The organism is Methylorubrum rhodinum (assembly GCF_014199935.1).
Classification (GTDB): Bacteria; Pseudomonadota; Alphaproteobacteria; order Rhizobiales; family Beijerinckiaceae; genus Methylobacterium; species Methylobacterium rhodinum.
The window spans coordinates 429,857-456,070 of the sequence record NZ_JACHOP010000002.1 but is presented as its reverse complement, the minus strand read 5'-3'; the positions used below and the strand labels follow the sequence as shown (position 1 = coordinate 456,070).

General features: G+C 70.3%; 27 protein-coding genes, 1 tRNA gene and 1 pseudogene. 17 read left to right on the top strand and 12 right to left on the bottom strand.

The window, feature by feature from the left end; translation table 11 throughout:
- Positions 1-835 precede the first annotated feature (835 nt).
- Positions 836-2,893 (top strand): M23 family metallopeptidase, encoded by a 2,058-nt coding sequence (locus HNR00_RS04400; RefSeq protein WP_183565506.1) that lies wholly within the window; start codon positions 836-838, stop codon positions 2,891-2,893.
- A gap of 105 nt (positions 2,894-2,998) precedes the next feature.
- Here HNR00_RS04400 and HNR00_RS04395 read toward each other — a convergent pair whose 3' ends face one another.
- The gene (locus tag HNR00_RS04395; protein ID WP_183565440.1) at positions 2,999-3,562 is read right to left on the bottom strand and encodes a pilus assembly protein PilZ; all 564 of its coding nucleotides are present in this window, start codon (positions 3,560-3,562) and stop codon (positions 2,999-3,001) included.
- Positions 3,563-4,021: 459 nt separating this feature from the next.
- Positions 4,022-4,543 (bottom strand): sigma-70 family RNA polymerase sigma factor, encoded by a 522-nt coding sequence (locus HNR00_RS04390; protein WP_183565437.1) that lies wholly within the window; start codon positions 4,541-4,543, stop codon positions 4,022-4,024.
- Positions 4,544-4,787: 244 nt separating this feature from the next.
- On the opposite strand from HNR00_RS04390, the gene HNR00_RS04385 reads away from it, so the two are divergent.
- Positions 4,788-4,863: transfer RNA gene (locus HNR00_RS04385), tRNA-Thr, on the top strand.
- Between the two features lie 103 nt (positions 4,864-4,966).
- Here the strand turns inward: HNR00_RS04385 and HNR00_RS04380 are convergent.
- Positions 4,967-5,169 (bottom strand): annotated as a pseudogene (locus HNR00_RS04380) (transposase); the annotation flags it as partial.
- 94 nt (positions 5,170-5,263) lie between these two features.
- Here HNR00_RS04380 and HNR00_RS04375 point away from each other — a divergent pair.
- Positions 5,264-5,491, top strand: a complete 228-nt coding sequence (locus HNR00_RS04375; protein WP_183565434.1) for a hypothetical protein — start codon at positions 5,264-5,266, stop codon at positions 5,489-5,491.
- Here HNR00_RS04375 and HNR00_RS04370 read toward each other — a convergent pair.
- Both HNR00_RS04370 and HNR00_RS04365 read right to left on the bottom strand, forming a co-directional pair.
- Positions 5,454-6,314 (bottom strand): phosphoribulokinase, encoded by an 861-nt coding sequence (locus tag HNR00_RS04370; RefSeq protein WP_183565431.1) that lies wholly within the window; start codon positions 6,312-6,314, stop codon positions 5,454-5,456. The genes HNR00_RS04375 and HNR00_RS04370 overlap by 38 nt on opposite strands.
- Before the next feature lie 163 nt (positions 6,315-6,477).
- A complete protein-coding gene (locus tag HNR00_RS04365) occupies positions 6,478-7,527 on the bottom strand; it encodes a class 1 fructose-bisphosphatase (protein WP_183565428.1) in 1,050 nt (349 codons plus the stop codon).
- 155 nt (positions 7,528-7,682) lie between these two features.
- Between HNR00_RS04365 and HNR00_RS04360 the strand changes: the two genes are divergently transcribed.
- Both HNR00_RS04360 and HNR00_RS04355 read left to right on the top strand, forming a co-directional pair.
- Complete coding sequence (locus HNR00_RS04360) at positions 7,683-8,690, top strand: LysR family transcriptional regulator (protein WP_246390249.1); 1,008 nt, start codon at positions 7,683-7,685, stop codon at positions 8,688-8,690.
- Positions 8,687-9,925, top strand: a complete 1,239-nt coding sequence (locus HNR00_RS04355) for an NAD(P)/FAD-dependent oxidoreductase (protein ID WP_183565424.1) — start codon at positions 8,687-8,689, stop codon at positions 9,923-9,925. The genes HNR00_RS04360 and HNR00_RS04355 overlap by 4 nt, the downstream gene beginning before the upstream one ends.
- A gap of 124 nt (positions 9,926-10,049) precedes the next feature.
- Here the strand turns inward: HNR00_RS04355 and HNR00_RS04350 are convergent, their stop codons facing one another.
- Complete coding sequence (locus HNR00_RS04350; protein WP_246390246.1) at positions 10,050-10,379, bottom strand: helix-turn-helix domain-containing protein; 330 nt, start codon at positions 10,377-10,379, stop codon at positions 10,050-10,052.
- Positions 10,380-10,769: 390 nt separating this feature from the next.
- On the opposite strand from HNR00_RS04350, the gene HNR00_RS04345 reads away from it, so the two are divergent.
- The 6 genes from HNR00_RS04345 to HNR00_RS04320 all read left to right on the top strand — a co-directional run bounded on the left by HNR00_RS04345 (position 10,770) and on the right by HNR00_RS04320 (position 13,788).
- On the top strand, positions 10,770-11,270 hold the full coding sequence (locus HNR00_RS04345) for an META domain-containing protein (RefSeq protein ID WP_183565421.1): 501 nt from the start codon (positions 10,770-10,772) through the stop codon (positions 11,268-11,270).
- A gap of 137 nt (positions 11,271-11,407) precedes the next feature.
- On the top strand, positions 11,408-11,596 hold the full coding sequence (locus tag HNR00_RS04340) for a hypothetical protein (RefSeq protein WP_183565418.1): 189 nt from the start codon (positions 11,408-11,410) through the stop codon (positions 11,594-11,596).
- Between the two features lie 241 nt (positions 11,597-11,837).
- Entirely contained in the window at positions 11,838-12,803 is a 966-nt protein-coding gene (gene cysK, locus HNR00_RS04335) for a cysteine synthase A (protein ID WP_183565415.1), read from the top strand.
- Positions 12,804-12,919: 116 nt separating this feature from the next.
- Positions 12,920-13,276 carry a hypothetical protein gene (locus HNR00_RS04330; protein WP_183565412.1) on the top strand — a complete coding sequence of 119 codons (357 nt, stop codon included), beginning with the start codon at positions 12,920-12,922 and terminating at the stop codon, positions 13,274-13,276.
- Complete coding sequence (locus HNR00_RS04325) at positions 13,269-13,595, top strand: hypothetical protein (protein ID WP_183565409.1); 327 nt, start codon at positions 13,269-13,271, stop codon at positions 13,593-13,595. Before HNR00_RS04330 ends, HNR00_RS04325 begins: the two co-directional genes overlap by 8 nt.
- Before the next feature lie 37 nt (positions 13,596-13,632).
- A complete protein-coding gene (locus HNR00_RS04320; protein ID WP_183565406.1) occupies positions 13,633-13,788 on the top strand; it encodes a hypothetical protein in 156 nt (51 codons plus the stop codon).
- Positions 13,789-13,925: 137 nt separating this feature from the next.
- Here HNR00_RS04320 and HNR00_RS04315 read toward each other — a convergent pair whose 3' ends face one another.
- Both HNR00_RS04315 and HNR00_RS04310 read right to left on the bottom strand, forming a co-directional pair.
- On the bottom strand, positions 13,926-15,299 hold the full coding sequence (locus tag HNR00_RS04315) for a PleD family two-component system response regulator (protein WP_183565403.1): 1,374 nt from the start codon (positions 15,297-15,299) through the stop codon (positions 13,926-13,928).
- Positions 15,300-15,347: 48 nt separating this feature from the next.
- Positions 15,348-15,728 (bottom strand): response regulator, encoded by a 381-nt coding sequence (locus HNR00_RS04310; RefSeq protein WP_056248867.1) that lies wholly within the window; start codon positions 15,726-15,728, stop codon positions 15,348-15,350.
- A 77-nt stretch (positions 15,729-15,805) separates the two neighbouring features.
- Here HNR00_RS04310 and HNR00_RS04305 point away from each other — a divergent pair, with 77 nt between their 5' ends.
- Positions 15,806-16,102, top strand: coding sequence for a DUF3572 domain-containing protein (locus HNR00_RS04305; RefSeq protein WP_183565400.1), 297 nt, complete (start codon positions 15,806-15,808; stop codon positions 16,100-16,102).
- Between the two features lie 35 nt (positions 16,103-16,137).
- On the opposite strand, the gene ruvA is transcribed toward HNR00_RS04305, so the two are convergent.
- On the bottom strand, positions 16,138-16,755 hold the full coding sequence (gene ruvA, locus HNR00_RS04300; protein ID WP_183565397.1) for a Holliday junction branch migration protein RuvA: 618 nt from the start codon (positions 16,753-16,755) through the stop codon (positions 16,138-16,140).
- Positions 16,756-16,858: 103 nt separating this feature from the next.
- Here ruvA and HNR00_RS04295 point away from each other — a divergent pair, with 103 nt between their 5' ends.
- Positions 16,859-17,491: a YceI family protein gene (locus HNR00_RS04295; RefSeq protein WP_183565394.1), complete on the top strand. Its 633-nt coding sequence runs from the start codon at positions 16,859-16,861 to the stop codon at positions 17,489-17,491.
- A 245-nt stretch (positions 17,492-17,736) separates the two neighbouring features.
- Positions 17,737-18,303 (top strand): crossover junction endodeoxyribonuclease RuvC, encoded by a 567-nt coding sequence (gene ruvC, locus HNR00_RS04290; RefSeq protein WP_183565391.1) that lies wholly within the window; start codon positions 17,737-17,739, stop codon positions 18,301-18,303.
- Positions 18,304-18,413: 110 nt separating this feature from the next.
- Here ruvC and HNR00_RS04285 read toward each other — a convergent pair whose 3' ends face one another.
- The 3 genes from HNR00_RS04285 to ubiG all read right to left on the bottom strand — a co-directional run bounded on the left by HNR00_RS04285 (position 18,414) and on the right by ubiG (position 20,959).
- Positions 18,414-19,388, bottom strand: coding sequence for an NADPH:quinone oxidoreductase family protein (locus HNR00_RS04285; protein WP_183565389.1), 975 nt, complete (start codon positions 19,386-19,388; stop codon positions 18,414-18,416).
- Positions 19,389-19,590: 202 nt separating this feature from the next.
- Entirely contained in the window at positions 19,591-20,163 is a 573-nt protein-coding gene (locus HNR00_RS04280; RefSeq protein ID WP_183565386.1) for a YbhB/YbcL family Raf kinase inhibitor-like protein, read from the bottom strand.
- Positions 20,164-20,221: 58 nt separating this feature from the next.
- Entirely contained in the window at positions 20,222-20,959 is a 738-nt protein-coding gene (gene ubiG, locus HNR00_RS04275; RefSeq protein ID WP_183565500.1) for a bifunctional 2-polyprenyl-6-hydroxyphenol methylase/3-demethylubiquinol 3-O-methyltransferase UbiG, read from the bottom strand.
- A gap of 165 nt (positions 20,960-21,124) precedes the next feature.
- On the opposite strand from ubiG, the gene HNR00_RS04270 reads away from it, so the two are divergent.
- From HNR00_RS04270 to prfA, 3 genes are all read left to right on the top strand, one after another.
- A complete protein-coding gene (locus HNR00_RS04270; RefSeq protein ID WP_183565383.1) occupies positions 21,125-22,360 on the top strand; it encodes an aspartate kinase in 1,236 nt (411 codons plus the stop codon).
- A gap of 148 nt (positions 22,361-22,508) precedes the next feature.
- Entirely contained in the window at positions 22,509-24,770 is a 2,262-nt protein-coding gene (gene ptsP / locus HNR00_RS04265; protein WP_183565380.1) for a phosphoenolpyruvate--protein phosphotransferase, read from the top strand.
- A gap of 326 nt (positions 24,771-25,096) precedes the next feature.
- Complete coding sequence (gene prfA, locus HNR00_RS04260) at positions 25,097-26,182, top strand: peptide chain release factor 1 (RefSeq protein WP_183565377.1); 1,086 nt, start codon at positions 25,097-25,099, stop codon at positions 26,180-26,182.
- Positions 26,183-26,214 lie beyond the last annotated feature (32 nt).

Here is a 26,214-nt window from a genome sequence, read left to right as displayed (position 1 = left end):
CTGCCGCCAGCGTTCGCTCTGAGCCAGGATCAAACTCTCAAGTTGAAGAGTTAGATCTCAGCTGATCACAACATAAACGGAGTGCTCACATCCGTGACTTCGGCGTTTCCACCAAAGCCCGGTGAGCTTCCGAAACGTCGGTCAGCCTCATACTCTCACGGTTCAGCCTCTCAGCCGAACCCGCAAGGACATGAACAAGCCGCCCGCGTTTCTCTTTCTCGATATCTACTTGTCAAAGAGCGACGAAGCCTGCACCCGAAGTGCAACCCTCTGCTGAGAACGCGCCATCGCCCCGGTTGCCCGGCCCGATCAGCCCCGTCTTCAGCGATAGTACCGCGGCGGCCTCGTCAACCCGGCGATCGTGTCACCGGCAGGAGCCCCGCCCGAGCGGTCCGTGGCGTCTAGAGCCGGCGAACCGTCCTGTCAACCGTCATCCGATCGACACATCCGGGACACGAAGGACAGCGATTGTCCGATCCAGTCGCCTGGATCAGCCGTGCCGCTCAAACAGTCCCGATGACCTCAAGGCCGCCGCGCCACCATGTGGTGGGCCGCGGCGCCCCGTCGGTGAAAGAGCCTTTACGGGACCGGGCTAGGCCCGTCAACCGCCAGGTCGAAAAAAGTCCCGCACTGCGTCATCGCCCGATCACAGCCGTGTGACGGGATGTTCCGGCCCCTGTCGTCATCCCTGAGGGCAATCGCCTCAATCTGGACATGCTGCACCGGGACATCCGGGCTTTCCGCTTCACGTTCTGGTCGCCGGGTCCGGGCAAGTCTGGTACGTGTGATGACCATCCGAGAGATCCGGTCCGAAGCGCCGATGCAGAGGAAGCCCGTGACGCGCGAGCGGCTGAAGATCGGAGGAGCGGCCGGCGCGCAGAGGCGCGCGGCCGACCTGCCGCGGGGGGTCGAGCCGCCGCTCAACCTGCTCGGCGCCAATGCCCGTCAGGTCGACCGCCGCGACGTCAACCTGCGCTGGCTCTGCGCCAGCGCGCTCACCGGCATCACCGGGGCGCTGCTGATCGGCGCCGCGATCCACGTCTCGCTGCAGGGCGACGTGTCGCTCGCCGCGATCTCCGACAAGCCGGCCCTAATCGCCCGGCCGCAGCCCGCCGAGGAGGCGAGCGTCGCCCTTGCGCACAAGGGCGACCGGCTGGTGCGCAACCTGATGATCGCCTCGGCCAAGCAGAGTTTTCGCACGCCCGTGACGGTGAGGCTCGGGGATCGCGAGATCATCAAGGTCAAGCCGTTTGTGCGGATCGCGTCGGCGCTTTCGATGCAGACCGGCGTGTTCGCCGCCGACGTGCCGCGCTTCGATCCGATGAGGTTCGTCTCCGACGAGCCGCAGGAGCGCGCCACCGATCCCGGCACCGCCGACGCACCCGGCGCCGAGGTCACGGTGGTCAAGCGCGATCTCGCCGAGGCCCCGATCGATCCGAACGCACCGGCCCTGTCCGACGACGACGTGGCCGCGCAGGTCGAGGAGGAGCGCCGCCTGACGGCCGAGGCGGGGCGGCGCACGGCTCTGCCGCTCGCGCCGCAGATCATGCTGTCGCGGACGCTCCGCCAAGGCTCGGGCTTTCCGGGCTTTGACGAGAAGAAGAGCGAGGACGGCAGCCCGTTCAAGTCGATCGAGGTGCTGGTCGTCCCCGAGAACGTCACCAAGCTCGCCAAGGTCGAGTTGCGCTCCGGCGAGGCGCCGCTGGTGGAGGAGCGCGACCTCGCGCTGAAGCGCGGCGACACGGTCGAGGCGATGCTGAAGGCGACCGGCCACGCCTCGGACGCAGGCATAGCCGGCATCGTCGCCGCGCTCGGCGGCAAGACGAAGGTCTCGGGCCTGTCGGAAGGCCAGCAATTCCGCGTCCAGGTCGCGCCGGGGCCCAAGCCCGGCGATGGGCGGCAGGTGACCCGCGTGGTGCTCTATGGCGAGAGCGGCGTGCAGGCGATCGCGGCGATCAACGACAAGGGGGCCTTCGTGCCCGTCGCGCCCCCGGTCGACGAGACCAAGGGCCGGACCCAACCGGCGCAGGCGGAAGCCCAGGACGGCGACGACGAGGAGGACGAGGGCACCGGCCCGCGGCTCTACCAGAGCCTCTACGAGACGGCCGCGCGCCACGACGTGCCGCGCCCGACCGTCGAGGACATCGTCCGGGTGTTCAGCTACGACATCGACTTCCAACGCCGCATCTCGGCGGGCGACGGGCTCGACCTGTTCTACACCTACGACGAGGAGGCCGGCCCTGCCGCGGCCGATCGGCCGGAACTGCTCTACGCCGCGCTCAATCTCGGCGGCGAGTGGCGCAAGGTCTACCGCTTCCAGTCGCCCGACGACGGCTCGATCGACTATCTCGACGACCAGGGCCGGTCGCTCAAGAAGTTCCTGATCCGCAAGCCGATCGCCGACGGCATCCTGCGCTCCGGCTTCGGCTATCGGCGCCATCCGATCCTCGGTTACGCCAAGCTCCATACCGGGGTCGATTGGTCGAACCCCATCGGCACGCCGATCGTGGCGGCCGGCAACGGCACGGTCATCAAGGCGGAATGGGATTCGGGCTACGGTCGCCGCGTCGAGATCCAGCACATCAACGGCTACGTCACGACCTACAACCACATGTCCCGCTTCGCCCGCGGCGTCTCGGCGGGGGCGCGGGTGCGGCAGGGGCAGGTGATCGGCTATGTCGGATCGACCGGCCTCTCCACCGGCGCGCACCTGCACTACGAGGTCGTCATCAACGGCCACTTCGTCGATCCGATGAAGATCCGCGTGCCGCGCGGGCGCGAACTCGACGGGCGGCTGCTCGCCGAGTTCAAGCGCCAGCGCGACCAGATCGAGGCGACGATGCAGAAGTCGAAATCCGCCACCGCCATGGCCCAGCGCGACGCGATGCGCTGACGCCAAGGGAATCCAAGGGGATGAGCCCCGGCCCGTTCAAGGTGTTCGTGGTGGACCGGGATCCCGTGACCGGCGTTTTTCCGACACGGATGGGCGCCGGCTCGCTCAGAGGACGATCTCGGGATTGAAGGTCTCGCGGCTCAGCGGCAGCCGGAAGCGGGCGGCGAAGCCGCCCTCCAGAGCGCGCGCGACGACGGCGTAGCGCAGGCCGACCCGGATGAGGGCGCCGACCGGCGGCAGCGCCTCCTCGGGCGCCTCCACCTGCAGGGCGACGCCGACCATCGACAGGTCGGCAATGCGGGCCGCCACGACGCGCCCGCCGGGCAGGCAGACCTGGGTCCGGTCGTTCACCGGCACGAGGCGGGGCGCCGCGCGCTGCTCGCCGGTGCGGGCCTCCTGCCACGCGAGGCGCGCCATGATGCGGGCGAGCCGCGCCTCTCCGACGTCGAGGCCGATATGGAAACGCGACGGCTGCACCCGGTCCACGCGCCCGCGCACGGCGCCGATGCCGTCGAGGTAGCACACCACCCGCTCGCCGACGCGCGGGAGGCCCGCGCAGGCGATCACGGCGCCGCAGGGGCCGAGGTCGCTGGCGATGCAGGCATATTCCGATCCGTCCTCCAGAAGGCAGCGCCCCGACACCGCACGCCCCGCGGCCGGCCTGGACACGGAAGCGGTCGCGACCGACGCCACCTTCGATCGCGACGGCTCCAGCATCGGTTTGGCCACGTCTCGCACGGGTCCTCCTCCCGTTCCGGATTTGCACTCGGCATCGCCCGAGCCCGCCTTCGGTTCTCCGGCGAACGCCGCACACGGACCGGCGCGCGGGCCGCGGACGACAGCCGGAATCGGACCATTCCGGATCGGTCTCACGGCGAAGGTTCGCCGCCGGACCTTAACGGACGGTGACGCGCCAGGGTTGTCCTAACCCGATCGGACCGGCGGCACGTTCGAGGCGCCGCGTCCCTTCGTTGCCCGAACTCAAATCGATCGATTGCGACAGGCAAGCCATCACGGTCGGAATTCTCCATCTTTGCGATTCATGATCAGCGAAGAGAACGAAACCGACATCGGTCGATCCGAAATTCGAGCCCGTTGCTGAACTCCGACGACGTTGTCCGGCTCGGGTCAGGGGCGCGGGGGTCGACGCTCCAGTTCCGCGGCGAGCCGGGCGCGGGCGCGGGCGACCCGGCTCTTGAGTGTGCCGACCGCCACCCCGCAGATGGCGGCGGCCTCGCCGTAGGTGAAGCGCTGCCCGCCGACGAGGATCAGGGCCTCGCGCTGTGCATCGGGCAGGCGGCGGAGGGCCTCGCGGAACCGCACCGTCTCCGACCTGTCCGGACGCACCGACTCCCTCCGCCGCTCCGGCGGATCTGGCCGAAGCCCCTCTCGCTTCCGAGGTCCGACCCGAGGTCGCTGCCGCCGTTCGGCGTAGAAGCGGGCGCGCAGGATCGTGAACAGCCAAGCGGTGGCATCGCGGTCGCCGGCGCCGTCTGCGCCGCTCCATGCGCGCAGCAGCGCGTCCTGCACGAGGTCGTCGCCGCGCGCGCCGTCGTCTGTCAGGGCATGGGCGAAGGCCCGTAGGGCCGGGATCGCGCCGAGCAGGCACTCGCGCAGATCGGGATCGGCCGGCGTTCCGGCGGGAAGCATACTGAGGCCCCTCTTCCCAGGCTGAGCGCCCTGGCGGGCTGCGGGGGGAGCGACCGGATCACGCGACACCTTCCGGCGACCGGCCGCACCCGCCCCGGCAGGCCGGGCGTGTCGGGACGGGATTAGGTCGATGCGCTTGAATTCACTCTGAAACGGGCGTTCAGCCGAACGTTACCGTTCGGAAACGTGCCGGAAACATCCCAGCTTGCGCCCCCTTGAGCGGACTGGTAGCGAAACGGGCAGCGCCGGTTTAGCTCAGTTGGTAGAGCAACCGCCTTGTAAGCGGTAGGTCGCGAGTTCAAGTCCCGCAACCGGCACCATTACAACTCATTGCATGATCTAAAAAATCCCGTCGATTGGGTCGTATCCTATTGCTTGATGTAGCGCGCTGAGGGGCACCACGATCACCGGCTGCCGGATCGGTCAGGCTGCCAGGGTGGGCAGACCGGCGAGGGGATCATCGCCGATGGGGCGATGCTTTCCAGGGTCATGGTGCGGCCGTGCGGCACGGCCCACTCGCCGTTCCGTTCGAGCAGGATCGCGCCGACGAGGCGGATGATGGCCGCCTCGTCGGGGAAGATAACGATTACCTCGGTGCGGCGCTCGATCTCACCGTTCAGGCCCTCATCCTGAGCCCGTCGAAGGGCTCGGCCATGCGCCGCGGCTTCAGGAAGCCGGGGATTCGCGCGATCTCTCCGGCGCGTTTCAGGTGCAGGTCTGGTGAGCGACAACGTCCTGCTCTACGGCGAGGCCGGCGCCTGGGCGGTGCACGAGAGGCTGCGCTTCGGCGGCACGCCCGCGGTGCCCGTCGACGATCGCCGGGACATCGCCGCGCGGCCCGATGTCGGCGTCGGCGTCGAGGGGGCGATCACCGACCGGCTCTTCGATCCCGACAGGGACGCCGTCCGCCTCACGCCAATCGCCGCCGCCGCTCCACCAGTTGCATGATGATCGGCGTCAGGATCAGCTGCATGGCGAGGTCGAGCTTGCCGCCGGGGATGACGATGGAATTCGCCCGGCTCATGAAGCTGTCGTGGATCATCGACACCAGATAGGAGAAGTCGATCCCCTTCGGATCCTTGAAGCGGATCACCACCATCGATTCGTCGGCGGTGGGAATCCAGCGGGCGATGAAGGGGTTCGACGTGTCGACCATCGGCACCCGCTGGAAGTTGATGTCGGTCCACGAGAATTGCGGGCAGATCGTCTGCACGTAGTCGGGCATGCGCCGCAGGATCACGTCGGTGACGGCGTCGGTCGAGTAGCCGCGGGTCGAGCGGTCGCGGTGCAGCTTCTGGATCCATTCGAGGTTGATCACCGGCACCACCCCGATCTTGAGATCGGGATAGCGGGCGATGTCGACGGCGTTGTCGACCACGCAGCCGTGCAGGCCCTCGTAGAACAGCAGGTCCGAGCCCGGCTGGAATTCTTCCCATTCGGAGAAGGCGCCCTCGGGGATGCCGTAGCGGGCGGCGTCGTGGGCGTCGTGGGCGTAGTGCCGCGTGCGGCCGGTGCCGTTCTCGCCGTAGCTGCGAAACACCTCCTCCAGCTCGGGCAGGAGGTTGGCGCGCGGGGCGAAGTGGCTCAGCGTCGGCTCGCGCGCCATCTTCGCCCGCATCGTGTCGCGGTCGTAGGCGTGGAAGCCGTCCCCCTCGATGTACACGGCACTGACGTCTTCGCGGCGAAAGATCTGCTCGAAGGTGTTGCGGACCGAGGTGGTGCCGGCGCCCGAGGAGCCGGTGACCGAGATGATGGGGTGACGCGCCGACATGATGCTTCGAAACTGATGGGATGACGCGCCGAAAGGGTCTTACGTTAGCCGCACGCAACAGGACCGATGGTCCTGTTGCGTGCGTCCGGCGGACGAAAGCCGCCCCCAAGGTCTGTTCCTTTGCGCGGGGGCGATCGATGATGGATGATCGTCATCGATCGGTTCAGCTGCGCATCAGGCCGCGCTGGCCGAACAGGGGCGAGCGCCCGGCCGCGGGCTGGCGCCCTTCGTAGTAGGCGGCGACGGCGGCCACCTCCTCGGTCGAGCCGAACACCAGCGGCGAGCGCTCGTGGATCTTCGTCGCCACGAGGTCGAGGACGCGGGTGCGCCCGTCGGTGGCGGCCGCGCCCGCCTGCTCCATCAGGAAGGCGATCGGCGCGGTCTCGTAGAGCAGGCGCAGGCGGCCCTGGCCGTAGCCCTTGCGGCCGTCGCCCGGATACAGGAACACCCCGCCGCGGATCAGCACGCGCTGCGCGTCGGCCACCAGCGCCGCGGTCCAGCGCATGTTGAAGTCGCGGTCGCGCGGGCCGTCCGTGCCGCGCTGGCAATCCTCGATGAAGGCCTTGATCGGGCCGTCCCAGTGGCGGGCGTTCGAGGCGTTGATGGCGTATTCGTTGGCCGAGGGCACGACCTTGAGGGCGTCGTGGGTGAGCAGGAACACACCCTCCGCGCGGTCCAGGGTGAAGATGCGGGTGCCGTTGCCGAGCGTCAGCACGAAGGTGGTGGCCGGGCCGTAGACGACGGAGCCGGCGGCCGTCTGGGTGGTGCCCGGCGTCTTGAACGAGGCGTTGGGATCGCCCTCCGCGACGACCTTCGGGCGGATGCCGAAGATGGTGCCGACCACCATGCCGACCGCGATGTTCGACGAGCCGTCGAGCGGGTCGATCGCCACCGCCAGCGGCGCGTCGGGGTTCAGCACCACGACGTCCTCGGCCTCCTCGGAGGCGACCTCGGCGACGGGGGCTTGTTCGAGCGCCTGCATGAAGCGCTTGTGAGCGATGACGTCGAGCGCCTTCTGCACGTCGCCGTCGCTGTTGTGCTCGCCCTGCGCGCCGAGGTCGCCCGCGAGCGCCCCGAGGGCACAGGTGGCGCTCACGTCGATGGCGGCGGCGGCGAGCGCGCGGATCGTCGCGGCGGTATCGGCGAGCGTCGCGTCGCGCGCGACCTCGGCGTCGAGATGCGCGTCGAGGGAGGACCCGGTCGGCTTCGTCATCGGCTTGTCGCGCTCGCTCCCGTCACCGCCGTCCCGGCGGATTTTTCGCCTCGATGATACCCCGTGCCGTGGCGCCTGCGCCAGCGGGCGCGAAGCAGTCGGGGAAGGTTTTTGAAAAAACTTGTGGTACCGCGCAAAAAAACTAAAAGCGAATCATGCGCAACCTCTCGCTCAAGCAGCTCCAGGCGGTCGCCGCGGTGGCGCGGCTCGGCACCATGACGCGGGCGGCGCAGGAGCTCAACGTCACCTCCGCGGCGCTCTACGCCCGCATCCGCCAGTTGGAGGAGGAGGCGGGGCTGCTGCTGTTCGACCGCACGCCCACCGGCCTCAAGCCGACGGATGCCGGCCGCGAGATGCTGTGGGCGATCAACAGCATCAACACCGTGCTGGAGACCTGTACCGACAGGCTTCGCACCTTGAAAGGGGGCGGCGGCGGCCGCGTGGCGCTCGGCGTGGTGTCCACCGCCAAGTATTTCGCCCCGGCGGTCATCGCGGGCTTCATGGAGAGCCACCCGAAGGTCGAGATCGCGCTCACCGTCGGCAACCGCCAGGGCACGATCGACGCGCTGCGCAACTACGACATCGATTTCGCGATCATGGGCCGCCCGCCGCGGGACTTCGCCATCGAGGCGGAGACCTTCGGGCCCCATCCCCTCGTGGTGATCGCCGCCCCCGACCATCCGCTGGCCGGGAAGCGGGGCTTGAGCCGCTCGGATCTGGCGGCGGAATCCTTCCTCGTGCGCGAGGAGGGCTCGGGCACGCGCTCGGTGTTCGAGGAGTTCATGAACGGCGTGATGATCCGCCGGGCCAAGCTCGGGATCGATGCCGGCTCGAACGAGACGCTGAAGCAGGCGGTGATGGCGGGCCTCGGTATCGCGCTCCTGTCGGGCCACACGGTCGCCTCCGAGGTGGAGGGCGGGCGCCTCGCTCTGCTCGACGTGCAGGGCCTGCCGATCCGGCGCGACTGGTACGTGGTGCGCCGCTCCGACAAGGTTTTGGGCCCCGCCGCCGACGCCTTCTGGGACTATCTCGCCACCGAGGGACGCCGCTTCCTGCCGCGGCTGCCGGAAGAAGCGCTCGCCGGCATGGCCGCCGAGATGGCGCCGCGGCTCGCCGCCGACCCGGATGCCGCCGCCGACCTCGCCGCGGAGGCGGGCGAGTGAGCGGACGAGGGAACGGCATCCTCGTCGTCGGGGCGGGCCAGGCGGGCTTCCAGGCCGCCGCCTCGCTGCGGGAGGCGGGCTTTGCCGGCCCCCTCACCCTGATCGGCGAGGAGGCGCAGCCGCCCTACCAGCGCCCGCCCCTGTCCAAGGCCTATCTCGCCGGCAAGACCGATGCCCGCGGCCTGCTGCTGCGGCCCGAATCGTTCTTCGCCGAGTACGCCATCACCCATCGCCGTGCCCGCGCCACGCGCATCGACCGGGGGACGAGCCGGGTTCGGCTGGAAGACGGCGCGAGCCTCGCCTACGACCACCTGATCCTCGCCACCGGCACCCGCAACCGGGCGCTGCCGGTGCCCGGCGCGGAGCTGTCCGGCGTCCACGGCCTGCGATCGCTCGACGAGGCCGACGCGCTGAAAGGCGCGCTGGAGCGGGCGCACACCATCGTCGTGGTCGGGGCGGGCTTCATCGGGCTCGAATTCGCCGCGGTCTGCGCTGCCCGCGGCCTGTCGGTCACGGTGATCGAGGCGACGCCCCGCGTCATGGCGCGGGCCGTCGCGCCCGAGACCTCGGCGGCGTTTCGCGACTTCCACGAGGCGGCGGGCGTCACGATCCGGTTCGGGGCCGGCGTGAGCGCGATCGAGGGCGCGGACGGCCGCGTCGCCTCCGTCACGCTTGCCGACGGCGAAAACCTGCCGGCCGATCTCGTCCTCGTCGGCATCGGCGTGGTGCCGAACCAGGAACTCGCCGCGGAGGCCGGCCTGCCGGTGCGCGACGGCATCGAGGTCGATCCCTTCCTGGCGACCATCGATCCGGCGATCTCGGCCATCGGCGACTGCGCCCGCTTCCCGACCCGATTCGCCGCGGGGCTCCCCGGCGGCGACCGGGTGCGGATCGAATCGGTGCAGAACGCGGTCGATCAGGGCCGTTGCCTCGCCGCGCGGCTCACCGGGCGCCCGGCCGCCTACGACGCCGTGCCGTGGTTCTGGAGCGACCAGGGCCCGCGCAAGCTGCAGATCGCCGGGCTCGGCGGCCCGGACGATGCGAGCGTGCTGCGGCGGGCCGGCGGGGGTTTTTCCGTGTTCCGGTTCCGCGACGGGCGCCTGAGCGCGGTCGAATCGGTCGACCGCCCGGCCGATCACATGGCGGCCCGCCGGATCATCGCCGCGGGCCGCTCGCTCACCCCGGAGCAGGCGGCGGATCCAGCCTTCGATCTGAAGGCCCTCGCCACCGCCTGAAGCCCTCTCATACCAATCGGCGATGATCATGACTCATCGCCGCTTGCCCGCGCGCCTGCGCGGCGGCGGCCGTCCGCCGGACGTACGGAACAGGACCATCGGTCATGGTCCGTGCAACTTGGTATCAGCGATCGTTTTCCGTCGTCAGGTCGCCGAGCCGGGTGCCCTCGTCACCACCCTTCTGGCGGCCGGAGAGGCGCACGCCGTCGCCCTCCGTGAAGACCACGCCCTCCCGCATCAGCGCGCTGCGCAGGGCCTCGACCTGGCCCGAGGCCGGATCGCCGGTGCCGGCCTCGAAGCCGGTCACGAAACCCTCGTCGAGGCCGGAGGCGCGGGCGAGGTCCGCCGCGCTCCAGCCGAGCAGGCCGCGCGCCGCCCGCGACTGGCCCGGCCCGATCGTGTTGAGGTCGCCGCCGCCATACCCCTTCGCGCCCGCTTCGTCCGATCCCGTCAAGCCGCTCTCCCGTTGCCGTCGGTCCATCGCCCGCGCCGCGCGGGCTCGGGCCACTTGAACAACCGATCGGGCGGGCCGATCGTTTCGGCCCGCCCGCGAGAAAGCCGGCGAGAAAGCCCGCGAGAAGGCCCGCGAGAAGGCCCGCGAGAAGGCCCGATCGAGGCTCCGGACCGTCCCGGCGCACCGCCTTGAGACGCCGGCACCGGTGGAGGGCGGCGGGGACGGGGCCCGCGACCATAATTGTGCTTGAATCTCTGACGATTCCCCGTTCCGCCGCCGCCGGATGCGCGAGTCGTCCCGTGCAGCGATCCGGCCGAGGCTTGCGCTGATGCGTGCGAAACAGTCCGCACGGGACGGGCGAGGCCGCCGAGCGAGAGGGGGTTTTAGGACATGAACAGGAAGCTGACCGCCGCGCTGGCCGGCGTGGTCGCCGTCGCCGCGCTGGCTGCCGGGCCGACCCTGGCGCAGGGAACCAACCAGATCACCGGCTTCGGCCAGGGCGGGCGGACCCAGGAGAAGAAGCCGCAATACGTCCCCGGGGCCAAGGCCCAGGAGAAGATGTTCCCGCTCGGCGCCACCTGGACCGCCGTCAGCCTCAACGGCAAGCCGTTCAACGGCAACGACCGCCCGACCTTCATCATCGACAGCCAGTACCGCGCCCGTGGCTACGGCGGCTGCAACACCTTCACGGCGACCGCCTTCCCCCTGCGCGAGCAGCACCTCGCGGTCGGCCCCCTCGCGATCACCAAGAAGAGCTGCGACAAGGGTCTGGCCGCCACCGAGCAGGCCTTCCTGATCGCGCTGCGCACCTCCGGCGCCTGGGATCTGGTCGGCTCGCAGCTCGTGATCCGCACCCAGAACGGCGAGCTGCGCTTCGATCGCACCCTTTGAGCGCACCGGCTTAACGCGCCGTTGACGACGATCCGCGGTCGCCTCCGCGGATTCATTCCTCGTCAGTCGTCCCGGCCGTTTCCTGAACCCGCAACCGGTCGCGCCCCTCGCGCGGCCGGTCTCCAGCGGAGGACGGGATGCGGATCGGCCGGGTTCACCAGCGCCAGAGACCCAGGGTGGTGCCGAAGGTGGTGCCGCACACGGTCGCGTTGCCGCGCTACGACTTCATGCGCGCCCATCACGAGGGCGCCGCCCTGCTCGCCGCCTGGGCCACCAGCGCGGCCATCGCCCTCCTGGTGCTCGCCGCCGCCCTCGGGCCAGCCTGAGACCGGCCTTTTCCCGGATCGGCCGGATGACATTGTTGTCGTCGCAACGGCCGGCGGGAGAAGAGAATTCTCCGCCCTCGCTCGAAGACGGATAGTCCCCGTCCAGATCCGGTAAACCTCGACGCTCCTTGGGAAATCGGCTACAGCCCTGCCCCGGCGAGCCGGGGCGGATCGGTGCTTGAGCGACGCGCCGTGAGGTCCCCCGGCTCCCTCGATTTCGCCGCCCAGGGAGTGGACAGCCATGACAGACACCGCGCGTAAAGCCGGACACGGCCGCGTATACGGCTCGATCACCGAGACCATCGGCAACACCCCCCTGGTGCGCCTCAACCGGCTCACCAAGGAGCGCGGCGTCGACGCCGAGATCCTGCTCAAGCTCGAGTTCTTCAACCCGATCGCGTCGGTGAAGGACCGCATCGGCGTCAACATGATCGACGCGCTGGAGGCCTCGGGCCGCCTGAAGCCCGGCGGCACGTTGGTCGAGCCGACCTCGGGCAACACCGGCATCGCGCTCGCCTTCGTGGCCGCCGCGCGCGGCTACCGCCTGATCCTCGTCATGCCCGAGACGATGTCGCTGGAGCGGCGCAAGATGCTCGCCTTCCTCGGCGCGCAGCTGGAGCTGACCCCCGGCCCGAAGGGTATGAAGGGCGCGATCAGCCGTGCGGAGGAACTGCTTGCCGAGATCGACGGCGCGGTGATGCCGCAGCAATTCGCCAACCCGGCCAACCCCGAGATCCACCGCAAGACGACGGCGGAAGAGATCTGGAACGACACCGACGGCCAACTCGATGCCTTCGTCGCGGGCGTCGGCACCGGCGGCACGGTGACGGGCGTGGGCGAGGTGCTCAAGCCCCGCCTGCCGCATCTCAAGGTGTTCGCGGTCGAGCCGGTGGATTCGCCCGTCATCTCCGGCGGCCAGCCGGGGCCCCACAAGATCCAGGGCATCGGCGCGGGCTTCATCCCCGAGAACCTGCACACCGACGTGCTCGACGGCGTGCTCCAGGTGACGAACCAGCAGGCGATCGACACCGCCCGCGAGCTGGCCAGGCTCGAGGGCATCCCCGGCGGCATCTCCACCGGCGGCAACGTCGCGGCGGCGCTGGAACTGGCCGCGCGGCCGGAATTCCAGGGCAAGCGGATCGTCACCGTCGCCTGCTCCTTCGCCGAGCGGTACATCTCGTCGGTGCTGTTCGAGGGCATCGGCTAGTTTTTTTCCAGCGCAACGGCGCGGGCCTGTCGCAGGGCCCGCGCGGCAACTCTCCGAGTTGCCGCAACTCCTCGGGTTCCCGGACGGTTGTCCCGGCGAATCCGAGGAGATCATCCATGACCGACACCGACCGCACCCGGCCGTCGCTGAAGGACTTCGACGCCACCGCGGACCGCAACGGCCAGGATTTCGGCACGGCCTCGCCACTCGATGTCGGCATCCCGTCGCGGACCCAGGCCGAGCTCAAGGGCAACCCGGACGGGACGGCGGAAGCCGCGCGCATCGCCTCCGGCACGCCGGGCCAGGACGCGACCGACCAGACCGAGGCCGAGACCCCGCCGGAGAACCTGCGCCGCATCTCCGATCCGACGAACGGCCCCAAGCCGGACGCCAAGGCCGAAGAGGCGATCGAGCGCGCCACCGCCGCCATCGGCAGCGAGGAGCCGCCGCGCCAGGGAGGCCGTCATGGGTAACGAGAACCGCCCCGACGAGGATCTGAGCAACGTCGGCACCCGCAAGCCGGAGGATGCGGTGGGCTCCCGCGGGCCTAGCCCGGCCGGCGGCGGCCATCAGACGCCGCAGCAGGCGGCGATCACCGGGCAGGGCTCGGGCGGGCGCTCCGACGAGGAGCGGACGGGCGAGTGGGCAAAGGGCACGGACAGCGCCGAGGAAGGCCGTACGCCGCCCGCCATCGGCGGCTCCTCCGGCGGCCATTCCGACCGCAAGGCTTCGGCCGGCCCGCGCGAGGGCGAGCCGATCGCGGGCGATCCGGACCGGGCCAAACGGTCGTGAGACGGCGTTCGTGACGTCAGACGAGGGAGATGGGCCGATGAGCGAGCGCGACAGGGATTCGGACAAGGACGGCGGAGAGCGCGAGAAACCCGCCAACACCGCGCCCGACGCGGTCAAGGACCCGAACGAGAAGACCGACGGCAAGCCCGGCGATCCGGGCCAGGGCGACGAGACCGATCCGGGCGCGGGCTGAGCCGCGCGCCAAAACACCTGTTCGTCGATCGACAGCGCGAATCACCCTCTCCCCTCTGCGGGAGAGGGTGCCCGCAGAGCGGGCGAGAGAGGGGAATGGCGCCTTATCCTTCGCGCTTCAAAGCGCGTTCGAGCGCCTCAAGCCGCCGCCGCCTCCACGCGATTGCGTCCGGCGGACTTCGCCCGATACAGCGCCGCGTCGGCGCGGCCCAGCATGTCGGCGGGGCTGGCGTCGGTCGAGCGGCGCACGGCGACGCCGATCGAGACGGTGACCGGGATGTCGCGGGTGCCGCGCTGGACGGCGAAGGGCGCGGCCTCGACGCGCTCGCGGACGCGCTCGGCGATGGCCTGCGCCTCCGGCAGGTCGACGCCGGGCACCACCATCACGATCTCCTCGCCGCCGTAGCGGGCCAGGATGTCCATCGGCCGCACCTGCTGGCGGATGCGCTCGGCAAACGCCCGCAGCACCTCGTCGCCGGCCTCGTGCCCCCAGGTGTCGTTGATCAGCTTGAAGCGGTCGATGTCGAGGAGCAGGCAGGCGAGCCCCTTCTGGTGCAGCATTGCGTCGCCGAAGACGGTGCCGATCTGCCGGTCGAGGTAGCGCCGGTTGTGCAGGCCGGTGAGGTCGTCGGTGACGGCGAGTTCCATCGAGGCCTGGAGCGCGCCGCGCAGGGTCTCGGTGAAGCGGCGACGGCGCACCTGGGTGCGCACCCGCGCCACCAGCTCGTTGCGGTCGATCGGGCGCAGCAGGTAGTCGTTCACGCCGAAATCGAGCCCGCGGGTGATGCGGGTCTTCTCGCCCATCTCGCCCAGCATGATAAGCGAGAGGTTGCGGGTGCGGTCGAGCGAGCGGAGCTGGCTGCACAGGCGCAGGCCGTCGAAGCCTTCGAGGTCGAGGCTGACCAGCGCGACCTCGAAGCCGCCGTCGGGCGCCAGCACCAGGGCCCGGTGCGGATCGGTCTCCACCGTGACCCGATGATGCTGCGAGAGGGCCGTGCCGATCCGGTCGATCGCGCTGGCCCGGTCCTCGACGAGGAGGATGTTGGCCCCCTCGCCGGTATCGGCGGCGGCGAGCGCCAGCGGATCGATCCCGCCGAGCGCGCGGGTGGCGAGCGCGCGGGATCGCAGTTCGTCGGTCACCGCCTTCAGCCGCACGAGGCTGCGCACCCGCGTCATCAGGGCGGTGTCGTCGATGGGCTTGGTGAGGAAGTCGTCGGCGCCGGCATCCAACCCGCGCAGGCGGTCGGCGGGCTGGTCGAGGGCGGTGACGATCACCACCGGCAGGTGGGCGGTGTCGGGGTTCGATTTCAGGCGGCGGCAGACCTCGAAGCCGTCCATGCCCGGCATCATCACGTCGAGCAGGACCACGTCGCAGGCGCCGCGCTCGCAGATCGCCAAGGCGTCGGGCCCGTTCATCGCGACCACGACGTCGAAATATTCGAGCGACAGCTTCGTCTCGAGCAGCCGCACGTTCGGATAGAGATCGTCTACGATCAGGACGCGGGCCGACATCGTTCCTCCGCTGCGCGGCCGACAGCCGCCCGGGTCACCTCGGGAGAATCAGGCGGCGCCGTCCTCGCCAATGTACCGACGAACCGTTGCCAAAAACTTCGCGACCGAGATCGGCTTCGAGAGGTAGGCCTCGCAGCCGCCTTCGCGTATGCGCTCCTCGTCGCCCTTCATCGCGAAGGCGGTGATGGCGATGACGGGGATGTCGCGCAGGTCGTCGTCGTCCTTGAGCCACTTGGTCACCTCCAGCCCCGACACCTCGGGCAGCTGGATGTCCATGAGGATCAGGTCGGGATGGTGGGCGCGGGCCAGCTCGATCGCCTCGATGCCGTTGGCGGTCTTCAGGGTCGCGTAGCCGTGCGCCTCCAGCAGGTCGTTGAAGAGCTTCATGTTGAGCTCGTTGTCCTCAACGATGAGAACGGTTTTCTTCATGACCTGCTCCGAGGCGGTCCGACCGCGCTCCGTCATCCGGCACAGCCCTCGAACTCTCTTTAAACTGCTACTCGTTGATGAAACGCAAACTTGATCATACGGATGCCGGAGGCGAACGTCTCGCGGTCGAAGTGCTGGGATGGCTGGCGGACGACGACGAGCGGCTCACCCGCTTCGTCGTCGAGAGCGGCCTCGATCCCGGCACGCTCCGCGAGAGCGCCCGCGATCCGGGTTTCCTCGCCGCCGTCCTCGACCACGTGATGGGCGACGAGCCGCGGCTGCTCGCCTGCGCGCGGACCCTCGACGTGAAGCCGGAACGGATCGCCGCGGCTTGGCAGCGGCTGCAGCCGCCGCCCTTCGACGACGGCTTCTGAACAGAACAATTTTTGCGAGGATCGGCGGGCGCTGGCTAGCGAGCCAGTTCCTTGAGGCCCAGCCGGATCAGGACCTTCGCCTCCGCCCCCTCCCCCGCGGACCTCAACGCGGCGGCGATCGCCGCCGAGGCCTGAACCTGGGGATAACCGAGATTGACCAGCGCCGAGATCGCATCCGCCACCGGCTGGGGCGCGGTGCGGTCCTCCACCGCTCCCGTCAGCGCGATGAGCGCCGGATCGATGGGGGCGAAGGCCGGCGCCTTGTCCTTGAGTTCGGCGACCAGCCGGGCGGCCAGCCGCGGGCCGACGCCGGGGGCGCGGGCGATGGCGCCCTTGTCGCCGGTGGCGATGGCCGAGGCGAGCGCGCCGGGCTCCAGCACCGAAAGCACGCCGAGCGCGACGCGGGTGCCAACCCCCTGCACGGTCTGGAGCAGGCGGAACCACTCCCGCTCCGCGTCCGAGCGGAAGCCGTAGAGGCGGATCATGTCCTCGCGCACATGAGTCTCGATGGCCAGATCCGTGGCCTCGCCGGGCGGCGGCAGGCGCTGAAGCGTGCGGGCGGAGCAGTGCACCACGTAGCCGACGCCGTTCACGTCGAGGATGACGAAGTCCTCGCCGTAGGAATCCACCAGGCCCTTGAGTTTGCCGATCATGCGCAGACACCGATCAATTGTCAGGATCGGCGCCCGGCCCCTCGTTGCCGCGCCCGCCCGGACGCCATATCCGTCAGGGCGGCCCAACCGACAAGGTGACCGCATGAAGCGCACGCTCCTCGCCGCCCTCCTCCTCGCGAGCGCCGTCTCGGTGCCCGTCCTGGCGCAGGACGCCAAGCAGGAGGCTCCTGCCGCGCTCACCAAGGATCCCGGACAGGTGAAGGCCGGGCGCTACCGGCTCGACACGGCGCACGGCAAGATCACGTGGTCGCTGAGCCATCTCGGCTACTCGACCTATTACGGCCAGTTCACCGACGTGACGGGCGAGCTGACCCTCGATCCGAAGGCGCCGGCCCAGAGCCGCCTCTCGGTCAAGATCGCCACGGGAAGCGTCAATGCGCTGCACGAAAAGCTCAACGCCCACCTCAAGGCGCCGGATTTCCTCAGCGTCGAGGCGTTCCCCGAGGCGACCTTCGTCAGTTCCTCGGTCGAGCCGACGAGCCCGACCACCGCCCGCGTCAACGGCACCCTGACGCTGCGCGGCGTGGCGAAACCCGTCTCGTTCGACGCCACCTTCAACCAGGCCGGACCCCACCCGGTCGACAAGCTCTACACCGTCGGTTTCGACGGCTGGGCGGTGATCAAGCGCTCGGAGTTCGGCGTGAACGCCTTCCTGCCGGTTTTGGGCGACGAGGTGGCCTTGCGGTTGGAGGGGGAATTCAAGGCGGTGGAGTGAAGAGCAGGACGTTCACCGCCTGAAACGCGCGGCAGCACCGTATGACCGGGCGCGAAGAGCGCCCCGCGCAGCGGCCTCGGCGTGAGCCGAGGCGTCTAGCGGCGCGAGAAGCCTGAGGCCGCGGACGCGGCCGCCGGCGTTTGAGGCCAGCCAAGAAACCGGCAACTTCGTTGCCGCAACCCTTCGTTCACGATATGTGCGCACAAGGGTCGCGCGCCGCGGCGGCGCAGGGCCGGGAGCTTCCGATGAGCGACGACGTCCGCATCCTCGGCATCGATCCGGGCCTGCGCCGCACCGGCTGGGGCCTCGTCGTCGCGCGGGGGACCAAGCTGTCCTACCTCGCTTGCGGGGTCGTGACCTCCGACGGCGAGCTGCCGCTGGCGCTGCGCCTGCGCGAGTTGCACGAGGGGCTGACGCGCGTCGTCGGGGATCACCGCCCCGACGAGGTCGCGGTGGAGGAGACCTTCGTCAACAAGGATGCGCAGGCGACGCTCAAGCTCGGCCACGCCCGCGCCGTGGCCCTGCTGGTGCCCGCGCTCGCCGGGCTGCCTGTGGCGGAATACGCCGCCAACCTCGTCAAGAAGACCGTGACCGGCTCGGGCCATGCCGAGAAGGTCCAGATCCAGGCGATGGTGCGGTTCCTGCTGCCCAAGGCCGAGTTCAAGGTGGCCGACGCGGCCGATGCGCTGGCCATCGCGATCACCCACGCGAGCCATCGCGGCCGCGCCGCCATCGACCGCCGCAACGCCGTGCCCGCGGGCAGCGGCCCCGGCGCGGCCCGCATCGCGGCGGCGCTGGCAAGGCAGGGCTGACGCCAAGTCAGGGGTTTCGACGGGTGCAGGGTGAAACCCTGCAAGATTGTCAGGGCCTTGCCCTGACGACCCACCAGAGGGCTTGCCCTCTGGACACCCATGACGGGGCGTCAGCTCACTTTCAGGATCACCTTGCCGCTCGCTTCGCGGCGCTTGAGGATGCCGAGCGCCTCCTCGTAGGCTTCGAGCGGGTAGACGCCGTGCACCTTCACGGTCAGCCTGCCTTCCGCGGCCCAGGCGAGAAGCTGCGCCTGATTGCGCTGATGCGCCGCCGGCTCGCGCTCGACGAAGGCGCCCCAGTGGACGCCCTGCACGTCGATGCCCTTGAGCATGATGACGTTGAGGGGGAATTTCGGGATCTCGCCCGCCGCGAAGCCGATCACGAGGAAGCGGCCCTTCCAGCCGAGCGCCCGCATCGCCGGCTCGGCCAGATCGCCGCCGACCGCGTCGTAGACGACATCGACGCCCTCGGGCGCCAGCCGGCGCAGTTCCTCGCGCAGGTTGTCGGCCCGGTAATCGATCAGCTCGTCGGCCCCGTGGGCGCGGGCGACTTCCAGCTTCTCCGGCGAGGAGGCGCAGGCGATCACGCGGGCGCCGAGCAGCTTGCCGAGTTCCACCGCCGCGAGCCCGACCCCACCCGAGGCGCCGAGCACCACCAGCGTCTCGCCCGACTGCATGCGGGCGCGGTCGGCCAGCGCGTGCAGCGTGGTGCCGTAGGTGATCGACAGCCCCGCCGCGACCTCGTCGGAGACGCCGTCCGGCACGCGGGCGAGGCGTGCCACCGGGACGGCGATGCGCGCGCGCGCGGTGCCGTAGCCGACATGCACCATCACCCGGTCGCCGACGGCGAATTCCTCGACGCCCTCGCCCAAGGCCTCGACGACCCCGCAGGCCTCGCCGCCCGGCGAGAACGGCAGTTCGGGCTTCACCTGATACTTGCCGGCGATGATGAGCGTATCGAAGAAGTTGAGCGCCGCGACATTCACCCGCACCAGCGCCTCGCCGGGTCCGGCCACGGGATCGGCGACATCCTCGATCGACAGATCCTCCGGCCCGCCGAGCCGGGTGCACATCAGGGCCTTCATCGTCTTCGACTTCCGTCCGTTCGTCGGCTCGGGCGCGGGTCTCTCCTCCCTTGCGGGGAGGAGCCGGAGGTAGGGGCGGTTCAGGACAGGGCGTTGCGGTGCCTTCTGCACGACCCCCACCCCGAACCCCTCCCCGCAAGGGGGAGGGGACGCGCCCGACTCCCTCCTTTCATGCCCATCGCCGCCACCGTCGCGCAAGCGCTCACGCCCGCTCGTACGTCCCCGTAAGCCACCCCTTGGCGATCACGTTGCCGTTGAGCGCATCGAGGAGTGCGCTGCGACCCGGCGAAGCCGAGAGGTCCGGCGCGCGGGCGAGCGCGAAGGCCTGGAACAGGTAGCGATGCGGGCCGTGGCCCGTCGGCGGGTCCGGGGGAAGCCAGCCATCCTTCAGGAACGAGTTGCGGCCGAGATCGTGCCGGGCGCCCTCCCCCGCCGGGCTCGCGAACGCGCCCTCGGCAAAGTCCTGATCCCGCGGCGGCAGGTTCCAGGCGATGAGGTGGACGAACGGGTGCAGCGAAGGCGCGTCGGGGTCTTCCACGAACAGCACCAGGGCCGCGGCCTCCGGCGGCACGCCCGCAACGGCGAGCCGGGGCGAGACGCCCTCGCCATCGGCGGTGTGGCGGGCCGGGATCGGCGCGCCGTCCGTGAAGGCCGGGCTCGTGACCCGCAACGTGGCGGGCGCCTGTGCCGCGACCGTGTGGAACGCGGCCTTCTCGATGCCGGCCCTGACATTCGACAGGGCCTCGCCCACGGCTTGCGGCAGCTTCTCCAGCATTTTTTAAGTGTCCCGTCATGAGCCTGGGGACACGTCAACGGCGGGCGGGCCGCTTCGTTCAGGCGCGTCGGTGCGCGGCCAGCATGTAGTTCACCCCCGTGTCGCGGCTCGCCCGCCAGGAATCCCCGAGCGGGTTGTAGACCACGCCGGTCGTGTCGGTGACGGTGAGCCCCCCGGCCTCGATGTCGGCGGTCAGCTCGGCCGGCGTCACGAACTTCTCCCAGTCGTGCGTGCCCCGCGGCAGCCAGCGCAGCACGTATTCGGCGCCGACGATGGCGAGCGCGAAGGAGCGCATCGTCCGGTTGATGGTCGCGGCGAACAGGAGCCCGCCGGGCCTGACGGCCTCACACGTCGCGCGCAAGAAACCGGCGCGGTCGGAGACGTGCTCGACCACCTCCATGGCGAGCACCACGTCGAAGCGGGCGCCGCCCGCCACCACCGCCTCGATGGTCTCGTCGCGGTAATCGATGGTGAGCCCCTCTCCTTCCGCATGGGCGCGGGCCGCCGCGATGTTGGCGCGCGCCGGATCGAGCCCGGTCACTTGGGCGCCGAGCCGGGCCAGAGGCTCGGACAGCACGCCGCCGCCGCAGCCGATATCGACCACGCTCAGGCCCTCCAGCGGGAACGGTGCGGCCGGATCGCGCCCGAACACGCGGCACACCTCGTCGCGGATGTAGCCGACCCGCACGGGGTTGAACTTGTGCAGCACCGCCATCGGCCCGCGCGGATCCCACCAGCGCGCGGCCAGCGCATCGAAGCGCGCCACTTCGTCCCGATCGATCGAGGCGCTCGTCATCCGGTTCACTTTCGTATCGTTTCAACCGACCCGCCGTCCGATTGACACGGCCGGAGGCCCCTTGTACCCGCCGGGCGCATCCCCGGTACAGCCGCGCCCGACCTGACCGCAGGCGATGGGGCGCACGCCGGTATTGAAGGCGACGAGAGGCAGACCGGACGCGACATGCCCCGTTTGGTGATGAAATTCGGCGGCACCTCCGTCGCCAATGTCGAGCGCATCCGCAACGTGGCGGCCCACGTCGCTCGCGAGGTCGCGGCCGGCTACGAGGTCGCCGTCGTGGTCTCGGCGATGTCGGGCAAGACCAACGAGCTGGTCGCCTGGGTGAAGGACGCCGACGCGCTCTATTCCGAGACCGAGTACGACGCCGTCGTGGCCTCGGGCGAGCAGGTGACCTCGGGGCTGCTCGCCATCGCGCTCACCAAGATGGGTATCGCGGCCCGCTCCTGGCAGGGCTGGCAGATCCCGCTCCACACTTCCGACGCCCACGGCTCGGCCCGGATCGAGGCGATCGACCCCAAGAACCTCGACGCCGGGTTCAAACGCGGCGAGGTCGCGGTGATCGCCGGCTTCCAGGGCGTGCATGCCGAGACCGGCCGGATCGCGACGCTGGGGCGCGGCGGCTCGGACACCTCGGCGGTGGCCATCGCCGCCGCCATCGGCGCGGAGCGCTGCGACATCTACACGGACGTGGACGGGGTCTACACCACCGATCCGCGGGTGGTGCCGAAGGCCAAGCGCATGGAGCGCGTGACCTTCGAGGAGATGCTGGAGATGGCCTCCCTTGGGGCCAAGGTGCTCCAGGTGCGCTCGGTCGAGCTCGCCATGATCCACCGCGTGCCGACCACGGTGCGCTCCTCCTTCGATCCCCCCGATGCCGCGCGGCCGGGCACCCTCATCTGCGACGAGGATCAGATCGTGGAACAGCAGACCATCACCGGCATCGCCTTCGCCCGGGACGAGGCCCAGATCACCCTGCGGGCCGTCAAGGACAGCCCCGGCATCGCCGCGGCGATCTTCGGGCCGCTCGCGGACGCCAACATCAACGTCGACATGATCATCCAGACCGTGTCCGGCGACCAATCGACCACCGACATGACCTTCACGGTCCCGGCGGCCGACTACGAACGCGCCCGCGCGATCCTCGATGCCCAGCGCGAGACGATCCAGTTCGGCCAGATCGAGGGCGCCACCGACGTGGTCAAGGTCTCGGCCATCGGCGTCGGCATGCGCTCCCATGCGGGCGTGGCCGCCAAGGCCTTCCGGGCGCTGGCCGAGAAGGGTATCAACATCCGGGCGATCACCACCTCCGAGATCAAGTTCTCGGTGCTCATCGACGCGGCCTACACGGAGCTTGCCGTTCGCACGCTCCACTCGCTATACGGCCTCGACCAGGCCTGACCGTACCCGCCGGCGCACCCGCACGTGAGGGTTGCGCCGGACCGGCCCGACGACGGGAGCCGGTTCTCGGACAGGCCGACGCGAAACAAGAGTCTGGGGCATCGGGCCGTTCGGCCCGAGGCGCCAGCCGACCCGGATTGACGACCCGATGCCCGCTGCGCCCGGAGGCCCGCGCCTGCTGCTGCGCCGGCTCCGCGAAGCCATGGCGGAGCCGGTCTCTCCGCAGGCGCGCCTCGACCGGATCGTCGTCCTGATCGCGGCCAACGTGATCGCCGAGGTGTGCTCGGTCTACGTGGTGCGCGATGACAACACCCTCGAACTGTTCGCAACCGAGGGTCTGAACCGCGACGCGGTCCACATCACCCGCCTGCGCGCCGACGAGGGCCTCGTCGGCCTGATCGCCAAGACGGCCGAGCCGCTGGCGCTCTCGGACGCGCAATCGCACCCCTCGTTCTCCTACCGGCCGGAGACGGGCGAGGAGATCTACCACGCCTTCCTCGGCGTGCCGCTCCTGCGCGCGGGCAACACGCTCGGCGTGCTCGTCGTCCAGAACAAGACCTACCGGGTCTATTCCGAGGAGGAGATCGAGGCGCTCCAGACCACCGCCATGGTGCTCTCGGAGATGATCGCCTCGGGCGAGTTGCAGGCGCTGGCGCCCGGCGCCGGCTCCGCGGCGCGCCGTCCGGTGAGCCAGCGCGGCGTCGCGCTCGCCGACGGCATCGGGCTCGGCCACGTGGTGCTGCACGAGCCGCGCATCGTCGTGAAGACGCTCATCGCCGAGAACGTCGAGCGCGAGGTCGAGCGGCTGGACGCGGCGATCGAGGAGGTGCGCTCGGCCATCGACGAGTTGGTCGAGCGCGGCGACGGGCTCAGTTCGGGCGAATCCCGCGAGGTGCTCGAGACCGTGCGGATGTTCGCCCACGACAAGGGTTGGCTGCGCCGGATGCGCGAGGCGGTCCAGTCGGGCCTGACGGCCGAGGCCGCGGTCGAGCGGGTGCAGTCGGACAACCGCGCCCGGATGCTGCGCCAGAGCGACCCCTATCTGCGCGACCGCCTGCACGACCTCGACGACCTCGCCAACCGCCTGCTGCGCCGCCTCGTCGGCCAGGAGGGGCGCGGCGCCGACGGCCTGCCCGAGAACGCGATCCTGGTGGCCCGCTCGATGGGGCCGGCCGCACTCCTCGACTACGACCGGGCGCGGCTGCGCGGCGTCGTGCTGGAGGAGGGCGGGCCGACGAGTCACATCGCCATCGTGGCCCGCGCGCTCGGCATTCCGGCGGTCGGCGAGATCGCCAACGCCACCGGCCTGTGCGATTCCGGCGACGCGATCATCGTCGACGGCCTCTCCGGCGACGTGCAGATCCGGCCGACCCCGGAGATCGAGGCCTCCTACGCCGAGATGGTGCGCCTGCGCGCCCGGCGGCAGGAGCAGTACCGGGCGCTGCGCGACGTGCCCGCCGCCACCCGCGACGGCGTGCGCATCGGCCTCCACCTCAATGCCGGGCTCTTGGTCGACCTCACCCACCTGCACGAGACCGGGGCGGAGGGCGTCGGCCTGTTCCGCACCGAGCTTCAGTTCATGGTGGCCGAGCGGATGCCCTCGGCGGCCGAGCAGCAGGCGCTCTACGAGGCGGTGTTTTCCGCCACCGGCGATCTGCCGGTGACGATCCGCACCCTCGACATCGGCGGCGACAAGATCCTCCCCTACATGCCGGCGCTCGAAGAAGAGAACCCGGCACTCGGTTGGCGGGCGATCCGCATCGGCCTCGACCGTCCGGCGCTGCTGCGGGTGCAGCTGCGCGCGCTGCTGAAGGCAGCCGCCGGCCGCCCGATCAAGATCATGTTCCCGATGGTGGCGACGGTGGAGGAGTTCACCCGCGCCCGCGCCATCGTCGAGCGCGAGAAGGCGCATCTGCGCCGCCACGGCTACACCCTGCCGAGCGAGTGCCGCCTCGGCGCCATGGTCGAGGTGCCCTCGCTCCTGTTCCAGATCGACGAGATCGCCCGCGAGGCCGATTTCCTGTCGGTCGGCTCCAACGACCTGATGCAGTTCCTGTTCGCGGTCGATCGCGAGAACCGGCGCGTGGCCAACCGCTTCGACCCGCTCTGCGGCGCCGCCATGCGGGCCTTCCGCCTGATCGCCCAGCGCGCGGCCGCGCAGGGCTGCCCGGTGACGGTCTGCGGCGAGATCGGCGGGCGCCCCCTCGAAGCGCTGGCGCTGATCGGCCTCGGCTTCCGCGACTTCTCGATGTCGCCCGCCGCCATCGGCCCGATCAAGGCGATGGTGCTCTCGGCGGACGCGGGCGCCGTCGCCGCTCTGATCGACGCGGAGCTGACCAAGGTGACGGATGGGGCCTCGCTGCGCCCGGCGCTCGCGGCGTTCGCCAAGACGCACGGCGTGCCGGTGTGAGAGCCTGTTCGACGGGCTCATCCAACCCAACCCCCCTCATCCTGAGGTGCCGCGAAGCGGCCTCGAAGGAGGGCTCCAGCGCGCGTGCGATCCCTGGAGCCCTCCTTCGAGGCTCCGCCTTCGGCTGCGCACCTCAGGATGAGGGCGAGGGTCGGATCAGGCGCGGCCTGGGCATGGCGTCGGGCGAAAACGGCTCGTGAGGAACCGCTGGTTGCCGAACCGCGCCGCGCGTTGCAAGAGCGGCAGCCCGCCTCTCGGAGCACTCGCCCTCCGCGCGGCAGTGAAGTAGGGAAGCCCCCTTCCCGCGACGTGACATCGAAGACCCCGTGACACCCATTCCCTCTGAGCGCCTCGACGCCATCCTGGCCCGGCACGAGTTCGTCACGGCGCAGCTCGCCGACGGCGCGGGCTCGCCCGAGCATATCGTGCAGCTCTCCCGCGAACTGTCCGAGCTCGACGGCGTGGTGGCGGCGATCCGCGAGTACCGGGCGGCGCAGGCCAATCTCGACGGCATCCGGGCGATGATCGACGAGCCCGGGGGTGATGCCGAGATGCGGGCGCTGGCGGCCGACGAGAAGCCGGAGGCCGAAGAGGCGCTGGAGCGGGCCCACCGTGCCCTCCAGCTCATCCTGCTGCCCAAGGACGCGGCGGACGAGAAGAGCGCCATCTTGGAGATCCGCGCCGGCACCGGCGGCGACGAGGCGGCGCTCTTCGCCGGCGACCTGTTTCGCATGTACGCCAAGTACGCCGAGTCGAAGGGCTGGCGCGTCGAGGTGATCTCGGAGAGCGAGGGCACCGTCGGCGGCTTCCGCGAGGTCGTGGCCGAGGTGAAGGGCCGCTCGGTGTTCTCCCGCCTCAAGTTCGAGAGCGGCGCCCACCGCGTCCAGCGCGTGCCCGACACCGAGACGCAGGGACGCATCCACACCTCGGCCGCCACCGTCGCGGTGCTGCCGGAGGCCGAAGAGGTCGACATCGCGATCAACGACGCCGACCTGAAGATCGACACCATGCGGGCACAGGGCGCGGGCGGCCAGCACGTCAACAAGACGGAATCGGCGATCCGCATCACCCACATCCCGTCGGGCGTGGTGGTGTTCGTCCAGGAGGAGCGCTCGCAGCACAAGAACCGGGCGCGAGCGATGGCGCTGCTGCGGGCAAAACTGTTCGACGCCGAGCGTACGGCGAAGGACTCGGCGCGGGCCGCCGACCGCAAGGCGCAGGTCGGCTCGGGCGACCGCTCGGAGCGCATCCGCACCTACAATTTCCCGCAAGGCCGCGTCACCGACCACCGCATCAACCTGACCCTCTACAAGCTGGAGGAGGTCATGGCCGGCCCGGCGCTCGACGAGGTGATCGACGCGCTGGTGACCGAGCATCAGGCGGAGCTGCTGGCCGCCGAGGGGATGGCGTGACGAGCGATGCCCCTTCCCTCCCCCTCTGCGGG

Coding starts and splice junctions, on each gene's coding strand:
- HNR00_RS04390 (WP_183565437.1), bottom strand. CDS start 4,543: ATGCTTCCCGCCGGAACGCCGGCCGATCCCGATCTGCGCGAGTGCCTG.
- HNR00_RS04370 (WP_183565431.1), bottom strand. CDS start 6,314: ATGTCGGCGCGTCACCCCATCATCTCGGTCACCGGCTCCTCGGGCGCC.
- HNR00_RS04365 (WP_183565428.1), bottom strand. CDS start 7,527: ATGACGAAGCCGACCGGGTCCTCCCTCGACGCGCATCTCGACGCCGAG.
- HNR00_RS04360 (WP_246390249.1), top strand. CDS start 7,683: ATGCGCAACCTCTCGCTCAAGCAGCTCCAGGCGGTCGCCGCGGTGGCG.
- HNR00_RS04345 (WP_183565421.1), top strand. CDS start 10,770: ATGAACAGGAAGCTGACCGCCGCGCTGGCCGGCGTGGTCGCCGTCGCC.
- HNR00_RS04340 (WP_183565418.1), top strand. CDS start 11,408: ATGCGGATCGGCCGGGTTCACCAGCGCCAGAGACCCAGGGTGGTGCCG.
- cysK (WP_183565415.1), top strand. CDS start 11,838: ATGACAGACACCGCGCGTAAAGCCGGACACGGCCGCGTATACGGCTCG.
- HNR00_RS04330 (WP_183565412.1), top strand. CDS start 12,920: ATGACCGACACCGACCGCACCCGGCCGTCGCTGAAGGACTTCGACGCC.
- HNR00_RS04325 (WP_183565409.1), top strand. CDS start 13,269: ATGGGTAACGAGAACCGCCCCGACGAGGATCTGAGCAACGTCGGCACC.
- HNR00_RS04320 (WP_183565406.1), top strand. CDS start 13,633: ATGAGCGAGCGCGACAGGGATTCGGACAAGGACGGCGGAGAGCGCGAG.
- HNR00_RS04315 (WP_183565403.1), bottom strand. CDS start 15,299: ATGTCGGCCCGCGTCCTGATCGTAGACGATCTCTATCCGAACGTGCGG.
- HNR00_RS04310 (WP_056248867.1), bottom strand. CDS start 15,728: ATGAAGAAAACCGTTCTCATCGTTGAGGACAACGAGCTCAACATGAAG.
- HNR00_RS04305 (WP_183565400.1), top strand. CDS start 15,806: ATGAAACGCAAACTTGATCATACGGATGCCGGAGGCGAACGTCTCGCG.
- ruvA (WP_183565397.1), bottom strand. CDS start 16,755: ATGATCGGCAAACTCAAGGGCCTGGTGGATTCCTACGGCGAGGACTTC.
- HNR00_RS04295 (WP_183565394.1), top strand. CDS start 16,859: ATGAAGCGCACGCTCCTCGCCGCCCTCCTCCTCGCGAGCGCCGTCTCG.
- ruvC (WP_183565391.1), top strand. CDS start 17,737: ATGAGCGACGACGTCCGCATCCTCGGCATCGATCCGGGCCTGCGCCGC.
- HNR00_RS04285 (WP_183565389.1), bottom strand. CDS start 19,388: ATGAAGGCCCTGATGTGCACCCGGCTCGGCGGGCCGGAGGATCTGTCG.
- HNR00_RS04280 (WP_183565386.1), bottom strand. CDS start 20,163: ATGCTGGAGAAGCTGCCGCAAGCCGTGGGCGAGGCCCTGTCGAATGTC.
- ubiG (WP_183565500.1), bottom strand. CDS start 20,959: ATGACGAGCGCCTCGATCGATCGGGACGAAGTGGCGCGCTTCGATGCG.
- HNR00_RS04270 (WP_183565383.1), top strand. CDS start 21,125: ATGCCCCGTTTGGTGATGAAATTCGGCGGCACCTCCGTCGCCAATGTC.
- ptsP (WP_183565380.1), top strand. CDS start 22,509: ATGCCCGCTGCGCCCGGAGGCCCGCGCCTGCTGCTGCGCCGGCTCCGC.